Origin of the sequence: Nonomuraea sp. NPDC050310, from assembly GCF_040655795.1 — a bacterium.
Lineage (GTDB): Bacteria > Actinomycetota > Actinomycetes > Streptosporangiales > Streptosporangiaceae > Nonomuraea.
The window spans coordinates 149,317-163,998 of record NZ_JBFAKP010000019.1 but is presented as its reverse complement, the minus strand read 5'-3'; the positions used below and the strand labels follow the sequence as shown (position 1 = coordinate 163,998).

The 14,682-nt window shown below is 71.4% G+C and carries 13 protein-coding genes; 4 read left to right on the top strand and 9 right to left on the bottom strand.

The features are described 5' to 3' along the window. Nucleotides 1-17: 17 nt before the first annotated feature. The 7 genes from AB0I67_RS33125 to metH all read right to left on the bottom strand — a co-directional run bounded on the left by AB0I67_RS33125 (nt 18) and on the right by metH (nt 10,093). Nucleotides 18-1,082: an oligopeptide/dipeptide ABC transporter ATP-binding protein gene (locus AB0I67_RS33125; protein WP_357931676.1), complete on the bottom strand. Its 1,065-nt coding sequence runs from the start codon at nt 1,080-1,082 to the stop codon at nt 18-20. Further along, a complete protein-coding gene (locus tag AB0I67_RS33120) occupies nt 1,075-2,070 on the bottom strand; it encodes an ABC transporter ATP-binding protein (protein ID WP_357931673.1) in 996 nt (331 codons plus the stop codon). Before AB0I67_RS33120 ends, AB0I67_RS33125 begins: the two co-directional genes overlap by 8 nt. Beyond that, complete coding sequence (locus tag AB0I67_RS33115; RefSeq protein WP_357931670.1) at nt 2,067-2,975, bottom strand: ABC transporter permease; 909 nt, start codon at nt 2,973-2,975, stop codon at nt 2,067-2,069. The genes AB0I67_RS33120 and AB0I67_RS33115 overlap by 4 nt, the downstream gene beginning before the upstream one ends. Continuing rightward, complete coding sequence (locus tag AB0I67_RS33110; RefSeq protein WP_357931667.1) at nt 2,972-3,979, bottom strand: ABC transporter permease; 1,008 nt, start codon at nt 3,977-3,979, stop codon at nt 2,972-2,974. Before AB0I67_RS33110 ends, AB0I67_RS33115 begins: the two co-directional genes overlap by 4 nt. Next, entirely contained in the window at nt 3,979-5,655 is a 1,677-nt protein-coding gene (locus tag AB0I67_RS33105; RefSeq protein WP_357931664.1) for an ABC transporter substrate-binding protein, read from the bottom strand. The genes AB0I67_RS33110 and AB0I67_RS33105 overlap by 1 nt, the downstream gene beginning before the upstream one ends. Nucleotides 5,656-5,780: 125 nt before the next feature. Further along, entirely contained in the window at nt 5,781-6,431 is a 651-nt protein-coding gene (locus AB0I67_RS33100; protein WP_357931661.1) for an HAD family phosphatase, read from the bottom strand. A gap of 158 nt (nt 6,432-6,589) precedes the next feature. After that, a complete protein-coding gene (gene metH / locus AB0I67_RS33095) occupies nt 6,590-10,093 on the bottom strand; it encodes a methionine synthase (RefSeq protein WP_357931658.1) in 3,504 nt (1,167 codons plus the stop codon). A gap of 413 nt (nt 10,094-10,506) precedes the next feature. Between metH and AB0I67_RS33090 the strand changes: the two genes are divergently transcribed. The 4 genes from AB0I67_RS33090 (at nt 10,507) to AB0I67_RS33075 (ending at nt 12,783) form a co-directional block, all read left to right on the top strand. Further along, nucleotides 10,507-11,361 (top strand): PAC2 family protein, encoded by an 855-nt coding sequence (locus AB0I67_RS33090; protein ID WP_357931655.1) that lies wholly within the window; start codon nt 10,507-10,509, stop codon nt 11,359-11,361. 250 nt (nt 11,362-11,611) lie between these two features. Next, nucleotides 11,612-12,097, top strand: a complete 486-nt coding sequence (locus AB0I67_RS33085) for a hypothetical protein (RefSeq protein ID WP_357931652.1) — start codon at nt 11,612-11,614, stop codon at nt 12,095-12,097. Nucleotides 12,098-12,193: 96 nt separating this feature from the next. Continuing rightward, nucleotides 12,194-12,595, top strand: coding sequence for a hypothetical protein (locus AB0I67_RS33080; protein ID WP_357931649.1), 402 nt, complete (start codon nt 12,194-12,196; stop codon nt 12,593-12,595). Then, a complete protein-coding gene (locus AB0I67_RS33075) occupies nt 12,556-12,783 on the top strand; it encodes a DUF6186 family protein (RefSeq protein WP_357931646.1) in 228 nt (75 codons plus the stop codon). Before AB0I67_RS33080 ends, AB0I67_RS33075 begins: the two co-directional genes overlap by 40 nt. Here the strand turns inward: AB0I67_RS33075 and AB0I67_RS33070 are convergent. Next, nucleotides 12,714-13,493: a CbiX/SirB N-terminal domain-containing protein gene (locus AB0I67_RS33070; RefSeq protein WP_357931643.1), complete on the bottom strand. Its 780-nt coding sequence runs from the start codon at nt 13,491-13,493 to the stop codon at nt 12,714-12,716. The genes AB0I67_RS33075 and AB0I67_RS33070 overlap by 70 nt on opposite strands. After that, nucleotides 13,490-14,653 carry a uroporphyrinogen-III synthase gene (locus AB0I67_RS33065; protein WP_357931640.1) on the bottom strand — a complete coding sequence of 388 codons (1,164 nt, stop codon included), beginning with the start codon at nt 14,651-14,653 and terminating at the stop codon, nt 13,490-13,492. Before AB0I67_RS33065 ends, AB0I67_RS33070 begins: the two co-directional genes overlap by 4 nt. Nucleotides 14,654-14,682: the final 29 nt, after the last annotated feature.

Here is a 14,682-nt window from a genome sequence, read left to right as displayed (position 1 = left end):
GGGCGGCGGCCGGCCGGTCAGACGGGCAGGCCGACCTCGGTCGCGGTCGGGTCGTGCGAGCTGGCCGCGGCCTGGATGCGGCCGGAGACGATCTCCTCCGACCAGTGGCAGGCCACCTTGCGCCCCGGCCGGATCTCCCGCAGCGCCGGCACCTCGTCGGCGCAGCGGGTGGTCTGCCGGAAGGGGCAGCGGGTGTGGAAGCGGCAGCCGGGCGGGATGTTGGCCGGCGAGGGCAGGTCCCCGGTGAGCAGGATGCGCTCACGCCGCTCCTCGACCTCGGGGTCGGGGATCGGGATCGCCGACATCAGCGCGATCGTGTACGGGTGCAGCGGCTCGGCGTACAGCTCGTCGGAGGAGGACTCCTCGACGATCGCGCCGAGGTACATGACCCCGATCGTGTCGCTGACGTGCCGCACCACCGCCAGGTCGTGCGCGACGACCACGTAGGTGAGGCCGAGCTGCTCCTGCAGGTCCTCCAGCAGGTTGACGATCTGCGCCTGGATCGACACGTCCAGCGCGGAGACCGGCTCGTCCGCGATGATCATCTCCGGGTTGAGCGCGATCGCGCGGGCGATGCCCACCCGCTGGCGCTGGCCGCCGGAGAACTCGTGCGGGTAGCGCCCGGCGGCGTTGGCCGGCAGGCCGACCACGTCGAGCAGTTCCCGCACGCGCGCGCCGTGATCGCCCTTGAAGGCGTGCGTGCGCAGCGGCTCGGTCAGGATCGACTCCACGCTCTGGCGCGGGTCCAGGGACGCCAGGGGGTCCTGGAAGACCATCTGGAGCCGGCGCCGCAGCAGCCGCAGCGGCTCGGGCCGCAGCGAGCGCATCTCGACGCCGTCGAAGGTGACCGTGCCGTCGGTGGGCTCGACCAGCCGGAGCATCGCCCGGCCGAGCGTCGACTTGCCGCAGCCGGACTCGCCGACCAGGCCGTAGGTCTTGCCCCTGCGGATGTCGAGGTCCACCCCGTCGACCGCCCGGACGTGCCCGACGACCTTGTCGACGAACACCCCCTTCTTGATCGGGAAGTGCACCTTGAGCCCGCGCACGGACATCAGCACGTCGTCGTTGGTCTGCTCAGTCATTCGATCCCCCGAGCGGGTTGTAGCAGCGCAGCTCGTGCTCCGGCCGCAGGCGGTCGGGCCCGAGCGCGGGCGGCGTGCCGACGCACTCCTCCACCCGGTTGCGGCAGCGCGGTGCGAAGGCGCAGCCCTCGGCCCAGGCCAGCATGTCGCGCGGCGAGCCCTGGATGGGTTCCAGGCGCTCCCCCCGGGGCTGGTCGAGGCGCGGGATGGAGGCGAGCAGGCCGCCGGTGTACGGGTGGCGGGGGTGGCCGAACAGCTCGCGCCGCCCGGCCCGCTCCACGATCCGCCCGGAGTACATGACGTGGACGCTGTCGCACATGCCCGCGACCACGCCCAGGTCGTGCGTGATCATGATGAGCGCGGTGCCGGACTCGCGCACGAGCTCCTTGAGCAGCTCCAGGATCTGCGCCTGGATGGTCACGTCGAGCGCCGTGGTGGGCTCGTCGGCGATCAGCAGCCGGGGCTTGGCCGCCAGCGCCATCGCGATGAGGGCGCGCTGGCGCATGCCGCCGGACAACTGGTGCGGGTACTCCTTCAGCCGCCGCGCCGGGTCGGGGATGCCGACCCTGGCCAGCAGGTCGGCCGCCTCCTTGCGGGCGGCGTCGCCGCTGAGCCCGCGATGGCGCACCAGCACCTCGGTGACCTGCGTGCCGATGGGGATCACCGGGTTGAGCGAGGTCATCGGGTCCTGGAAGACCATGGCCAGGTCGCGGCCGCGCATGCGGCGCAGCTTGTCCTGGGGCAGGCCGATCAGTTCGGTGCCGTCGAAGGAGATGCTGCCGCCGAGCCGTACGCCCCGCTTGGGGAGCAGGCCCATGATGGCCAGCGAGGTCACCGACTTGCCGCAGCCGGACTCGCCGACCAGGCCGACGGTCTCGCCGGGCGCGACGGAGAAGCTGACCTTGTCGACCGCGCGCACGTCCCGGCGGCCCCGACGGCTGAAGACGATCTCCAGATCGTTGACGTCGAGCAGGTTGTTCACGTTCACCGCCGGTACTTCGGGTCGAGGGCCTCGCGCAGCGCTTCGCCGAGCAGCGTGAAGCCGAGCGCGGCCAGGACGATCGCCACGCCGGGCGCGATGACCAGTTGCGGGGCGTTGGCCAGGTGGCGCTGCGACTCGGCGAGCATGCGGCCCCACTCCGGGATGGAGGGGTCCTCGCCGGACAGCCCGAGGAAGGCCAGGCCGGCCGCCTCGATGATGGCAGTGGCCAGCGTCAGGGTCCCCTGCACGATCACCGGGGTGAGCGAGTTGGGGAAGACGTGCCCGAGGATGATCCGGCTGCGCTTGACGCCCAGGGACTTGGCGGCCAGCGCGTAGTCGGCCTCGCGCTGGGCCAGCATCTGGCCACGCAGCAGCCGGGCGAAGACCGGGATGTTGACGACGCCGATGGCGATCATCACGGCGGTCATGCCCTGCCCCAGCATGGCGGCGATGCCGATGGCGAACAGCAGGCCGGGGATGGCGAGCATCATGTCGACCAGGCGCATCACGGTGGAGTCCACCCAGCCGCCCAGCCCGCCGGCCAGCAGGCCCAGGATGATGCCGCCGGCCATGCCGAACAGCAGCGAGACCACGCCGACCAGCAGCGACTGCCGGGCCCCCAGGATGATCCTGGACAGCAGGTCGCGGCCGTTGTCGTCCAGGCCCAGCCAGTGCTCCGCGCTCGGGCCCGGCACGTGGCCGGGGCCCTCGATCTGGGACAGGTCGGGGGCCATGGCGGTGTACGGGGCCAGCCAGTCGGCGAAGATCGCCACGAAGACGAACAACGCGATGAGGACGGCCCCGATGATCGCGGCGGGGTTGCGCGACAGCCGCTTGACGGCCTCGCGCCACAGGCCGCCGCCCTGCTCCTCGGCCACCGTGATGGCGGCCTCTGCGGCTCCAAGGCTCATTTGACCCTCACCCTCGGATCAATCAGGCCGTAGGCCACGTCCACCACCAGGTTGATCAGCACGAAGAGGGTGGCGATCACCAGGATGAACCCCTGGATGCTGGGATAGTCGCGGGTGGGAATGGCGTCGGCGACGAACTTGCCCACGCCGGGGAAGGCGAAGACGGTCTCGGTCAGGATCGCTCCCGACATGAGCAGGCCGAACTGCAGGCCGACCACGGTGGTCACCGGCAGCAGCGCGTTGCGCAGCACGTGCCGGCGGGTCACCACCCCGGCGGTGAGGCCCTTGGACTCGGCCGTGCGCACGTAGTCCTCGTTGAGCACGTCCAGCACGGCGGCGCGCGTGATGCGCGCGATGATCGCCAGCGGGATCGTGGCCAGCGCGACGGCCGGCAGGACCAGGTGCAGGATCGCGTCCCAGAAGGCGGCCATGTTCCCGGTGACCAGGCCGTCCAGGACGTAGAAACCGGTGGGGTGCTCGACGTTCAGCATCCGCGCCTCTTGCCGGCCGGTGTTGGGGAACCAGCCCAGCTTGACGGCGAAGACGTACTTCAGCATGTACGCGAGGAAGAACACCGGAATGGTGATGCCGACCAGCGAGCCGGTGATGGTGGCCGAGTCGAGCCACGTCCCGCCGCGCCGGGCCGCGAAGTAGCCCAGGGGGACGCCGACGACCACGGCCAGCAGCAGCGCCGTGACGCCGAGCTCGAAGGTGGCGGGGAAGCGCCGGATCATCTCGTCGAGGACCGGCTGATTGGTCTGGACAGAAGTGCCGAAGTCGAACTGCACGATCTTGCCCAGGAACCTGAAGTACTGGACGTAGATCGGCTCATCCAGGCCCATCTGCCGGTTGATGAGATCGATCTGCGCCTGGGTGGCGCGCTCGCCCAGAAGCGCCTGTGCAGGCGATCCGGGCAGCGCGCGCACCCATGCGAAGAGTGCTATCGACAGCCCCAGGAGCACGGGAACGAGCACCAGGAGCCGCCGGACGATGAACCGGAGCATCAGCCTCGGGACACCAGGGAGAAGTTCTCGTTGCTCAGCGGGTCGGTGAGGAAGCCCTTGATGTCCTTGCCGAGGCCGACGAACGACTTGTTGTGCACGTACGGCAGGCCGGGCAGGAAGTCCATGATGAGCTTGTTGGCTTCCTGGTACAGGGCGGTCCGCTTGGCGGGGTCCGTCTCGCGCTCGGCCTCGTCGAGCTTGCCGAAGATCTCCTTGTTGTCGAAGCTCCAGCGCTTCTGCGGGGCCTGGAAGAAGGTCCCGACGAAGTTGTCGGCGTCGGCGAAGTCGGCGTTCCAGCCGATCATGAAGATCATGGCCTTGCCGTTGTCGACGGCGTCGATGTACTCGGGGGTCCACCGCGCCGACTTGACGACGACCTTGAAGCCGGCGGCCTCGAGGTCGGCCTTGAAGGCCTCGAAGTTGGCCTTGGGGTCGGGCATGTACGGGCGGGTGACGCCGGTCGGGTACCAGAGCTCGACCGTCGGGTTGGCCACGCCGGACTCGGCGATGAGCTGCTTGGCCTTGTTCACGTCGTACGGGTAGGTCGTGACCTGCTCGTTGTAGCCGGCCAGCTCCGGCGGCATGAACTGGGTCGCCACGGTGGAGCCGGGCGGGTACTTCGCCTTGACCAGGGCCTCACGGTTGATCGCGTGGGCGATGGCCTGGCGGATCTTGGGGTTGTCCATCGGCGCGAGCTTCTGGTTGAAGCCGATGTAGCCCACGTTGAGCGCCGGGCGCTCCTGGATGGTGTAGCCGGCGCCCTTCAGCGTCTCGACGTCGGCGGGCTCGACCTGGTCGAAGCCGTCGATCTCGCCGCTCTCCAGAGCCTGGCGGCGGGCGGGGGCGTCGGAGATGGCGCGGAAGATCAGCGACTTGATCTTGGCCTTCTCGCCGTGGTAGCCGTCGAAGGCCTCCAGGGTGAGCTTGTCACCGCGGGCCCAGGAGACGAACTTGTAGGGGCCGGTGCCGACCGGGGCCTCGGTGGCGAACTTGCCGGTGAACTCCGGCGCGTCGCCCTTCATCTCGACCGCGTCGCCGCTCTTCTGGATCGCGGCGGGGCTGACCATCGAGAACGACGGCAGGCTCAGCGCGGAGATGAAGCTGGCCGACGGCGAGGCGAGGCTGATGACGATCTTGTCGGCGCCCTCGGTCTTGCAGCCCTTGTAGGAGCTGGGCGTCATCTCCGGGTCTTCGTTCTTCGCGAAGCCGCCGAAGACGGTCTGCCAGTAGTAGCTGACCGCGGGGTTCTGCTGGGCGCCCTTGAAGTTGAACCAGCGCTCGAAGTTCCAGCAGGCGGCCTCGGCGTTGAAGTCGGTGCCGTCGTGGAACTTCACGCCCTGCTTGAGGGTGAAGGTCCAGTTGGTGGCGTCGGTGGACTCCCACTTGGTGGCCAGCGCCGGGACCACGTCGGTGGCGCCGGGCTTGGTGCCGACCAGACCCTCGAAGATCTGGCGGACGACCCGGAGCGACTCGCCGTCGCTGACGTACGCGCCGTCCAGGGCCTTGGGCTCAGCCGACAGTGCCCAGACGAAGGCCTTGTCCCCGCCGCCCCCTGCGGAGGGCTGCGTGCTCTCGCCCGGCTGGTTGCCCGTCCCCCCGCCACCGCCACAGGCGGCCGCCGCCAGCAGCAGAGCGCCGCCGGCCACGACCGCGGACAGTCGCTTTCGTGCTTCCATATTCCACCTCAGTAAGTTCCGTCCTGCCAAGGACGGACCCGGTCATAGGTCTTCGGAGTATGGTCTCTGGCGGGGTTGTGTCAGGAAAAGCCCTAGTCACGACCTGTGTCGCAATCGTGATTGGGTCATGACCCGGTGGACACAAGGTCACGAAGTTGAGACACGTTGGTCTCAGTCAATGAGACCAGAACGAGACGTCCTGGCGCGGGCTCGATCGGCAGCAGGCTCGGCACCGCCACGACGGCGCACCCGGCCGCCGTTCCGGCCGCCACCCCGTTCGGCGAGTCCTCCAGGACCACGCAGCGGGTCGGCTCCACGCCCAGCCGCTGCGCCGCGGTCAGGTAGGGCTCGGGGTCGGGCTTGGTGTGCGTCACGTCGTCGGCGGTCACGATGGTGTCGAACCGCTCGCGGCCCACGAAGGTCAGCACCGCGTCGGCGATCTCCTTCAGCGAGGAGGTCACCAGCGCCACGGGCACCCCCTCGGCGCGCAGCGCGTCGAGCAGCTCCAGCGCGCCGGGCATCATCGTCACGCCCTCGCGCAGCCGGGAGATCATGCCCTGGATCATCCACTCACGCAGCGTCTCGGGGGCGACGTCGGAGCCGGAGACGGCCAGCATGTAGGCCACCGTGCGCTCCATCGAGCCGCCCACCAGGTGGGTCTGGTGCTCCGGCGTCCACTCGCCGCCGAGCTTGGCCATGACCTTGGTCTCCACCTCCAGCCACAGCTTCTCGGTGTCGACCAGAAGGCCGTCCATGTCGAAGAAGACCGCTTCCATGCATTCTCCCTGCTCTCGATCGGGCAAGTGTCAACGATGCCAGGCGGCCCGCGCATTCCTGCGCGCCGGGGTAGACGGGCCTTTGCCCAGCTCCTGACCCCGGGCATCCCGGAGGAGCGGGGCTCGGCCCGCCTGCCGTACCGATCGGGGAGGTCGGTTCAGACGTTGAAGTACTTCGCCTCCGGGTGGTGGGCGACCAGGGCGGAGGTGGCCTGCTCGGGGTGGAGCTGGAACTCCTCCGACAGGCTCACCCCGATGCGCTCGGGCCGCAGCAGTTCGAAGAGCTGCTGCTGGTCCTCCAGGTTGGGGCAGGCCGGGTAGCCGAAGGAGTAGCGGCAGCCCTGGATGTTGACCTTGAGCATGTCGTCCAGCGACTCACCGCCGCCGATGCCGAGCTCGGCCCGGACGCGGGCGTGCCAGTACTCCGCCAGCGCCTCGGTGAGCTGCACCGACAGGCCGTGCAGCTCCAGGTAGTCGCGGTAGGCGTCCTTGGCGAACAGCTCGGCCGTCGCCTCGGAGATGCGCCCGCCCATGGTCGCCACCTGGAAGGCCACGACGTCGGTCTGGCCCGACTCGCGCGAGCGGAAGAAGTCCGACAGGCACAGGTGCCGGTCGCGCCGCTGGCGCGGGAAGGTGAAGCGGGTGCGCTCGTCGCCGGCGTCGTCGAGGATGATCAGCGAGTCGCCGTCGCTGACGCACGGGAAGTAGCCGTAGACGACCGCCGCCTCCAGCAGGCCCTCGGTCTGGATCCGCTCCAGCCACATGCGCAGCCGCGGCCGGCCCTCGGTCTCGACGAGCTCGTCGTAGCCGGGCCCGTCGCCGCCGCGGGTCGGCTTGAGCCCCCACTGGCCCAGGAACAGCGCCCGCTCGTCCAGGAAGGAGGCGTAGTCGTTGAGCGAGATGCCCTTGACGATGCGGTCGCCGAGGAACGGCGCGACCGGCAGCGGGTTGTCGGCGGCCACGTCGGAGCGGGCGGGCAGCTCCTCGACCGCGGTGCGCTGGAGCACCGCGCCGGTCTTGACGCGGCGCTCGCGCAGCGCGGGCAGCGGGGCGCCCTCGCGCTTGTGCGCCATGAAGGCGTCCATCAGGCGCAGGCCCTCGAAGGCGTCGCGGGCGTAGCGGACCTGGCCCTCGAACATGCCCGCCAGGTCCTGCTCGACGTAGGCGCGGGTCAGCGCCGCGCCGCCGAGCAGCACCGGGAAGCGGGTGGAGATGCCCCGGGAGTTCATCTCCTCGAGGTTCTCCTTCATGATCACGGTCGACTTGACCAGCAGGCCGGACATGCCGATCACGTCGGCCCGCTTGTCCTCGGCCGCCTCCAGGATGGCGCTCACCGGCTGCTTGATGCCGAGGTTGACCACCTCGTAGCCGTTGTTGGACAGGATGATGTCGACCAGGTTCTTGCCGATGTCGTGCACGTCGCCCTTGACCGTGGCCAGCACGATCCGGCCCTTGGTCTCGCCCTCGACCCGCTCCATGTGCGGTTCCAGGTGGGCCACCGCGGTCTTCATCACCTCGGCCGACTGCAGCACGAAGGGAAGCTGCATCTGGCCGGAGCCGAACAGCTCGCCGACCGTCTTCATGCCGTCGAGCAGCACGTCGTTGATGATCTCCAGGGCGGGCCGCTGGGTCAGCGCGTCCTCGAGGTCGGCCTCCAGGCCCTTCTTCTCGCCGTCGATGATGCGGCGCTTGAGCCGCTCCCACAGCGGCAGCGCGGCCAGCTCCTCGGCCTTGCCCTGGCGCATCGCGGCCGCGTCGACGCCCTCGAACAGGTCCATGAAGCGCTGCAGCGGGTCGTAGCCCTCGCGGCGGCGGTCGTAGACCATGTCGAGCGCGACCTGGCGCTGCTCGTCGGGGATGCGCGCCATCGGCAGGATCTTGGAGGCGTGCACGATCGCCGAGTCGAGCCCGGCGTTGACGCACTCGTTGAGGAAGACCGAGTTGAGCACGATGCGCGCGGCCGGGTTGAGGCCGAAGGAGATGTTGGACAGGCCCAGCGTGGTCTGCACCGTCGGGTAGCGCCGCTTGAGCTCGCGGATGGCCTCGATGGTCTCCAGGCCGTCGCGCCTGGTCTCCTCCTGGCCGGTGGCGATCGGGAAGGTCAGGCAGTCGACGATGATGTCCTCGACGCGCATCCCCCAGTTGGCGGTGAGGTCGTCGATCAGCCGGGAGGCCACGCGCACCTTCCACTCGGCGGTGCGGGCCTGCCCCTCCTCGTCGATGGTCAGCGCCACCACGGCCGCGCCGTGCTCGCTCACCAGCCGCATGATCTTCTGGAAGCGGGAGTCGGGGCCGGCGCCGTCCTCGTAGTTGACCGAGTTGACCGCCGCCCGGCCGCCGAGCATCTCCAGGCCGGCCTGCAGCACCGCCGGCTCGGTCGAGTCGAGCATGATCGGCAGCGTGGAGGCGGTGGCGAAGCGGAAGGCCAGCTCCTTCATGTCGGCCACGCCGTCGCGGCCCACGTAGTCGACGCACAGGTCGAGCAGGTGGGCGCCGTCGCGGGCCTGGTCGCGGGCCATCTCGACGCAGTCGTCCCAGCGGCCGGCCAGCATCGCCTCGCGGAAGGCCTTGGAGCCGTTGGTGTTGCAGCGCTCGCCGATGGCCAGGTAGGAGGTGTCCTGCCGGAAGGGGACCGACTGGTAGAGCGAGGAGACGCCCGGCTCGGGCTGCGGCTTGCGCGCGGCCGGGGCCTTGCCCGGGCGGACCTCCTCCTGCTCCGGCGCGGGGGCCGCGGCGCCGACGCCGACGCGCTCCACCACGTGGCGCAGGTGCTCGGGGGTGGTGCCGCAGCAGCCGCCCACCAGCGTCAGGCCGTAGTCGCGGGTGAAGGCCTCGTGCGCGTCGGCCAGCTCGGCCGGGCTCAGCGGGTAGTAGGCCCCGTCGGCGGTCAGCACCGGCAGGCCCGCGTTCGGCATGCACGACAGCTTCAGGCGCGAGTGGCGGGCCAGGTGGCGCAGGTGCTCGCTCATCTCGGCCGGGCCGGTGGCGCAGTTGAGGCCGACGATGTCGACGCCCAGCGGCTCGATCGCGGTCAGCGCCGCGCCGATCTCGGAGCCCAGCAGCATCGCGCCGTTGGTCTCGATCGTCACCTGCGCGATGATCGGCACGTCGCGCCCGGCGGCCGAGATCGCCCGCTTCGCGCCGACGACCGCCGCCTTCACCTGCAGCAGGTCCTGGCTGGTCTCGATGATCAGCGCGTCCGCGCCGCCGGCGATCAGGCCCGCCGCGTTGTCGCGGTAGGCGTCGCGCAGCGTCTTGTACGGCAGGTGCCCCAGCGTGGGCAGCTTGGTGCCCGGGCCCATCGAGCCCAGCACGAACCGCGGGTGCTCCGGCGTGGACCAGCGGTCGGCCGCCTGCCGGGCCAGGCGCGCGCCGGCCTCGGAGTACTCGTACACGCGCTCGGAGATGTCGTACTCGCCGAGCGCCGACAGGTTGGCGCCGAAGGTGTTGGTCTCCACGCAGTCCACCCCGACCGCGAAGTACGCCTCGTGCACCCCGGCGACGATGTCCGGCCGGGTGACGTTGAGCACCTCGTTGCAGCCCTCGTGCCCCTCGAAGTCGTCGAGGGTGGGGTCCTGGGCCTGCAGCATCGTCCCCATCGCCCCGTCGGCGACGACCACGCGCTGGGACAGGACTTCACGGAAGGACGGGGAGCTGTTCATGCCCCCAAGCTTAGCGACCCCGGCCGTCCCGCCTGGCGCGCGATCACGGGGTGAGACACGCGTTTCCGTCTTCGCCGACGGCTCCGGTTTCCGTCTTGTGTACGGCTACCGCCCGTTGTGTACGGCTACCGCCCCTGAAGCCCGCTACGGGCGCCCACCTGGCCGATCAAGGCCGACGTCACTACCCCCGCCGGGCGCCCCCGACACCCGGCCCCTCCGGCGGCCCCCTTCGGCCGGGGCCCCTGAGACGGCGGGGACAGGAGGGAAAGCCCAGGAAAACACCCACGCGAACCCCGGTGCGCACGGGAACCCCGTGGGCGGCGGTGCGCTGGAAGCGTAAGGCCCCCGGAGTCGTGACGCGGCCCCCTCCTCACGGCATAGGCTTAGGCCACACCAGCGAGAGGAGGGCGCGCGTGATCGAGCTCGAAGGGCTCCCCGAGCTCGTCGACCCGGTGCTGATCGCCGCGTTCGAGGGGTGGAACGACGCGGGCGAGGCGTCGAGCGGCGTCATCGCCCACCTCGAGAACACCTGGCAGGCCCGGCCGCTGGCCGCCCTCGACCCTGAGGACTACTACGACTTCCAGGTCACCCGGCCCATCGTCGAGCTGAGCGAGGGCCTGCAGCGCTCGATCGTCTGGCCGACGACGCGGCTGTCGCACGCCCGCCCGCCGGGTGCCGAGCGCGACGTCGTCCTGCTGCGCGGCATCGAGCCGAACATGCGCTGGCGTTCCTTCTGCGAGGAGATCGTCGAGGTCTGCCGCGAGCTCGGCATCGAGCTGGCCGTGATGCTGGGCGCGCTGCTCAACGACTCCCCGCACACCCGGCCCGTGCCGATCATCGGCGCCGCCTCCGACGAGGGTCTGGCGCGCTCGCTCAACCTGGAGCTCAGCCGCTACGAGGGCCCGACCGGCATCGTCGGCGTCCTGCAGCACGCGCTCGGCGCGGCCGGGCTGCAGTCGGTGTCGCTGTGGGCCTCCGTGCCGCACTACGTGGCCCAGCCGCCCAACCCCAAGGCCACCCTCGCCCTGCTGCGCCGGGTGGAGGACCTGCTCGACATCCCGATGCCGGTGGGCGACCTCGAAGAGGAGTCACGCGCCTGGGAGCACGGCGTGGACGAACTCGCCTCGCAGGACACCGAGGTGGCGGAGTACGTCAAGGAGCTCGAGGAGCGCAAGGACGCCGCCGACCTGCCCGAGGCCAGTGGCGACGCGATCGCGGCCGAGTTCGAGCGTTACCTCCGCCGTCGCAACGGCAACACTGACAGCTAATTTTCAGCCTTTTCGCACTGGTTTCGCGCAACAATCGTTATCCGCGCTCTTTACGGCGGATCGCACCAGGCTGGCACTCCAACCGGCAACAATTTGATGACAAGGGGAAACGCGGTCGATAAACACCGCCGAATCCCGCCAGCGCCACGTCGAACCTGTCCATGTGACTGCGCACGTTAGGCCAACCATGGCGACTTCCCATGTAGATCCGCACCAAAGAAGTCAGGACACCAGGCTGCGCGTTCTGAAGATGGCTCTTTCGCTGCGCGAGAATCGCACCGGCGGACCCGTGGACCACTTCCTCGCCCTGCTCCAGGACCGTCTCCCGCTCTGGCTCCGCATCCTGCACAACCTCACGCCCGGTCAGGGCGAGGTCCAGGACAACCTCCGCTTCGCCGCCCGGGCCGGGATCGACTACTACGTCGAGGTCCAGTCGGCGGCGTTGCCCGCCTTCATCGAGCCGTCGGTGACCGTCCGCTACCGCGAGGCCGTCCGCGACAGCGAGCTCGGGCCGATGGCGGAGATCGTGCCGCTCTCGGTGTACTTGGAGGCCGAGCAGCGCCGTGGCCGCGTCGACGCCTCCGTCGACCCCACCGGCAGCGCCCGGCTGCTCCTGGCGGGGTGCTTCCAGCACGCCTACTATGAGATGTTCATGGGAGCGGACGCCGGGCACTCCCGGGACGCGGCCGCCGCGGAGATCGTCCGCGCACTCCGCCTCGAACCCGCCTCCGGCTGACCGGACGCCACCCGGTTCCCGCCCGTCCGGATTCTCGGGCCGCCTTCGGAGGCGGCTCGCCGGCCTGCGGGCTCGTCTGTCGGGAGGTGCTGACTCGTGACCCCATCCGCGCAAGGCCCCGCGGCCAGGGCCGTGCACCGGTTCGTGCCGGTGGTGCTGCCGTTGGGGGTGCTCGCGGTGGCGGGTGGCGGGCTGCCGTCCTTCGAGCCGCGCACCTATCTGGCGGTCGCCGCGGCCGGCACGGTGGTGGCCGTCCTGGCCCTCCGCCCCCGGCCCGCCGCTCCCCCGGCGCCCGCCACCCCGCCCAGCAGGTGGTGGCCGTGGGCGGGGCCGGCCGCCGTGTTCGGGGTGCTGGAGTTCTGGGCGCTGCTGTTCCCGGCCCCGGACCGGCCGACGTTCAGTGACCTGCTGGATCCGCTGCTGGCCGACCCGGTGGGCCGGGCGGTGGGGTGGTTCGCGTGGCTGCTGACCGGGTGGTGGCTGGTGCGACGGCGATGATGATGGCCGTGGCCTTCGCCGCCGTCCTGGTGGCCGCCGCCGTCCTCGACGTGACGGCCAGGCGGCGGCCGGAGTCGAGGCTGCCGACGCTGGGCAGGTGCCTGGCGGTGGTGCTGCGTCATCCGGCGGGGCGGGTGGCGGTGGTCCTGGCGTGGTGCTGGATGGGCTGGCACTTCCTGGCCCGCTGAACCGCCTCGTCGTAGCGCAGCCAGCCGAGCTCGGCCACCTCCTCGCCCAGCGGCGCGCTGACCAGGGGTGCCCCGGCGGCCCGGAGGCGGTCGTGGAAGAAACCGGGAGCCAGCAGGTAGGAGGCGATCGCGGTGTCCGGCCCGATGGCCGCGGCCAGGGGCGGGGTGCCCTCCGCCGTGAAGTCGGCGTCCCCGGCGTAGGCCGCGGTGACCGGCCGCGCCAGCCGTACGGCGAGCAACCGCGCGGCGGCCCGCACCTCGGCGCGGGCGGCCGGATCGCTGGAACCCGCCGCACCCAGGACCACCCGGTGCCGCGGCGTGAGCCCGGCCTCGTCCAGCCGGCGGGCCAGGGCGTGGGCCAGGAGCGGGTGCGGGCCGAGATACCGGGCCGGCAGCACGTCCGGGACGTGGCCGGAGGCGGGCCGGCGGGTGAGGGTTTCGGGGAGGTCCACGTGGACGTGGTAGCCCCCCGCCAGCAGGAGCGGCACGACGACGGCCGGGCCGGTGAGGGTCGCGAGCACGGAGCCGAGGGACGGGCGGCTGATCTCCAGGTAGGCGAGCGTCACCCGGTGGCCCGGACGGCGGGCGCGCATGACGTGGGCCAGGTGTTCCAGGGTCCGCTCGCCGGCCCGGCTGCGCGTCCCGTGGGCGGCCAGGACGAGCGCGGGCTCGGCGGAAGACAGCGGACCCGCGAGGGAGGGGGCGGTCATGGGGTGGGGCGGTCGCAGGCGAGGCGGTAGCCGCGCTTGACGACGGTCTCGATGACGTCGCGGGCGCCCAGGGCGCGGCGCAGGCGCGTGACGGCCATCTCGACGGCGTGTTCGGCCGAGTCGCGGCTCTGGCTGCCGGGCAGTACGGCACGCAGGTCGCCACGGTGGACGACATGGCCGGGCTTGTCGGCCAGGCGTTTGAGGACCGACATGGGCGCGGGCGGCAGCGGACGCAGGTCGCCGTCGACGACGACCGCGTGACCACGGATCTCCAGTGCGTGTCCGCCGGCGACCAGGCGGGTGACGCCGTGTTCGGGCAGGTGCCGGGCGAGGGTACGGGCCAGCGCGCCGAGCCGGGCCCGCTCGGGCTGGACGACGGGGACGCCCCGCGCGAGCAGGGGCTGGGCGGTGACCGGCCCGACGCACGCGGCCACGACGCCATCGGCGAAGGCGGCCAGCAGGTGCTCCTCCTGGCCTGCGGCACGGGCGGCGGCGAGCATGGCGTGGACGGCGGGCGCGCTGGTGAAGGCGACGGCGTCCACGGTGCCCGCGACGGTCTGGGTGATCAGTCGCCGCAGCGGCGAGGGGTCGCGGTAGGGCAGCCACCGGTAGACCGGCACCTCGATCACCTCGGCCCCCGCCCCCCGCAGCGCGGCCACGAACTCGGTGAGCGGCTCGCCGTGCAACTGGACGGCGATGCGGCGGCCGGTGAGGTCCTGGGCCAGCAGGTGCGCCTTGACCTCCTCGCACGATTCGGTGGCCGCGGTCCAGTGGTCGCTGAGCCCGGCCGCCCGGACCGCGCCCCGCGCCTTGGGGCCCCGGGTGAGCAGCCGGGCGGCGCCGAGCTGGGCGGCCAGCTCGGCGGACAGGCCCCAGCCCTCGGCCGCCGCCGTCCAGCCGCGGAAGCCCACGCCCGTGGTGATCACGACGTCGTCCAGCCGGCCGGCCAGCACGTCCCGGGTGGCGGCGAGCAGTTCGGCGTCCTCGGGCAGCGGGACCAGCCGGATGGCGGGGGCGCTCACCACGCGCGCGCCGCGCCGTTCCAGCAGCGCGCCGAACTCCTCGCGCCGCCTGGTCGCCGTGACGCCGATGGTGAAGCCGGCCAGCGCGTCGGGCGCGGTCTCCGGGGTGGGCGGGAGCTCCGCGGGCAGGGCGCTCATGGAGGTCTCCTTTCGGTTCTGGGTGGTAC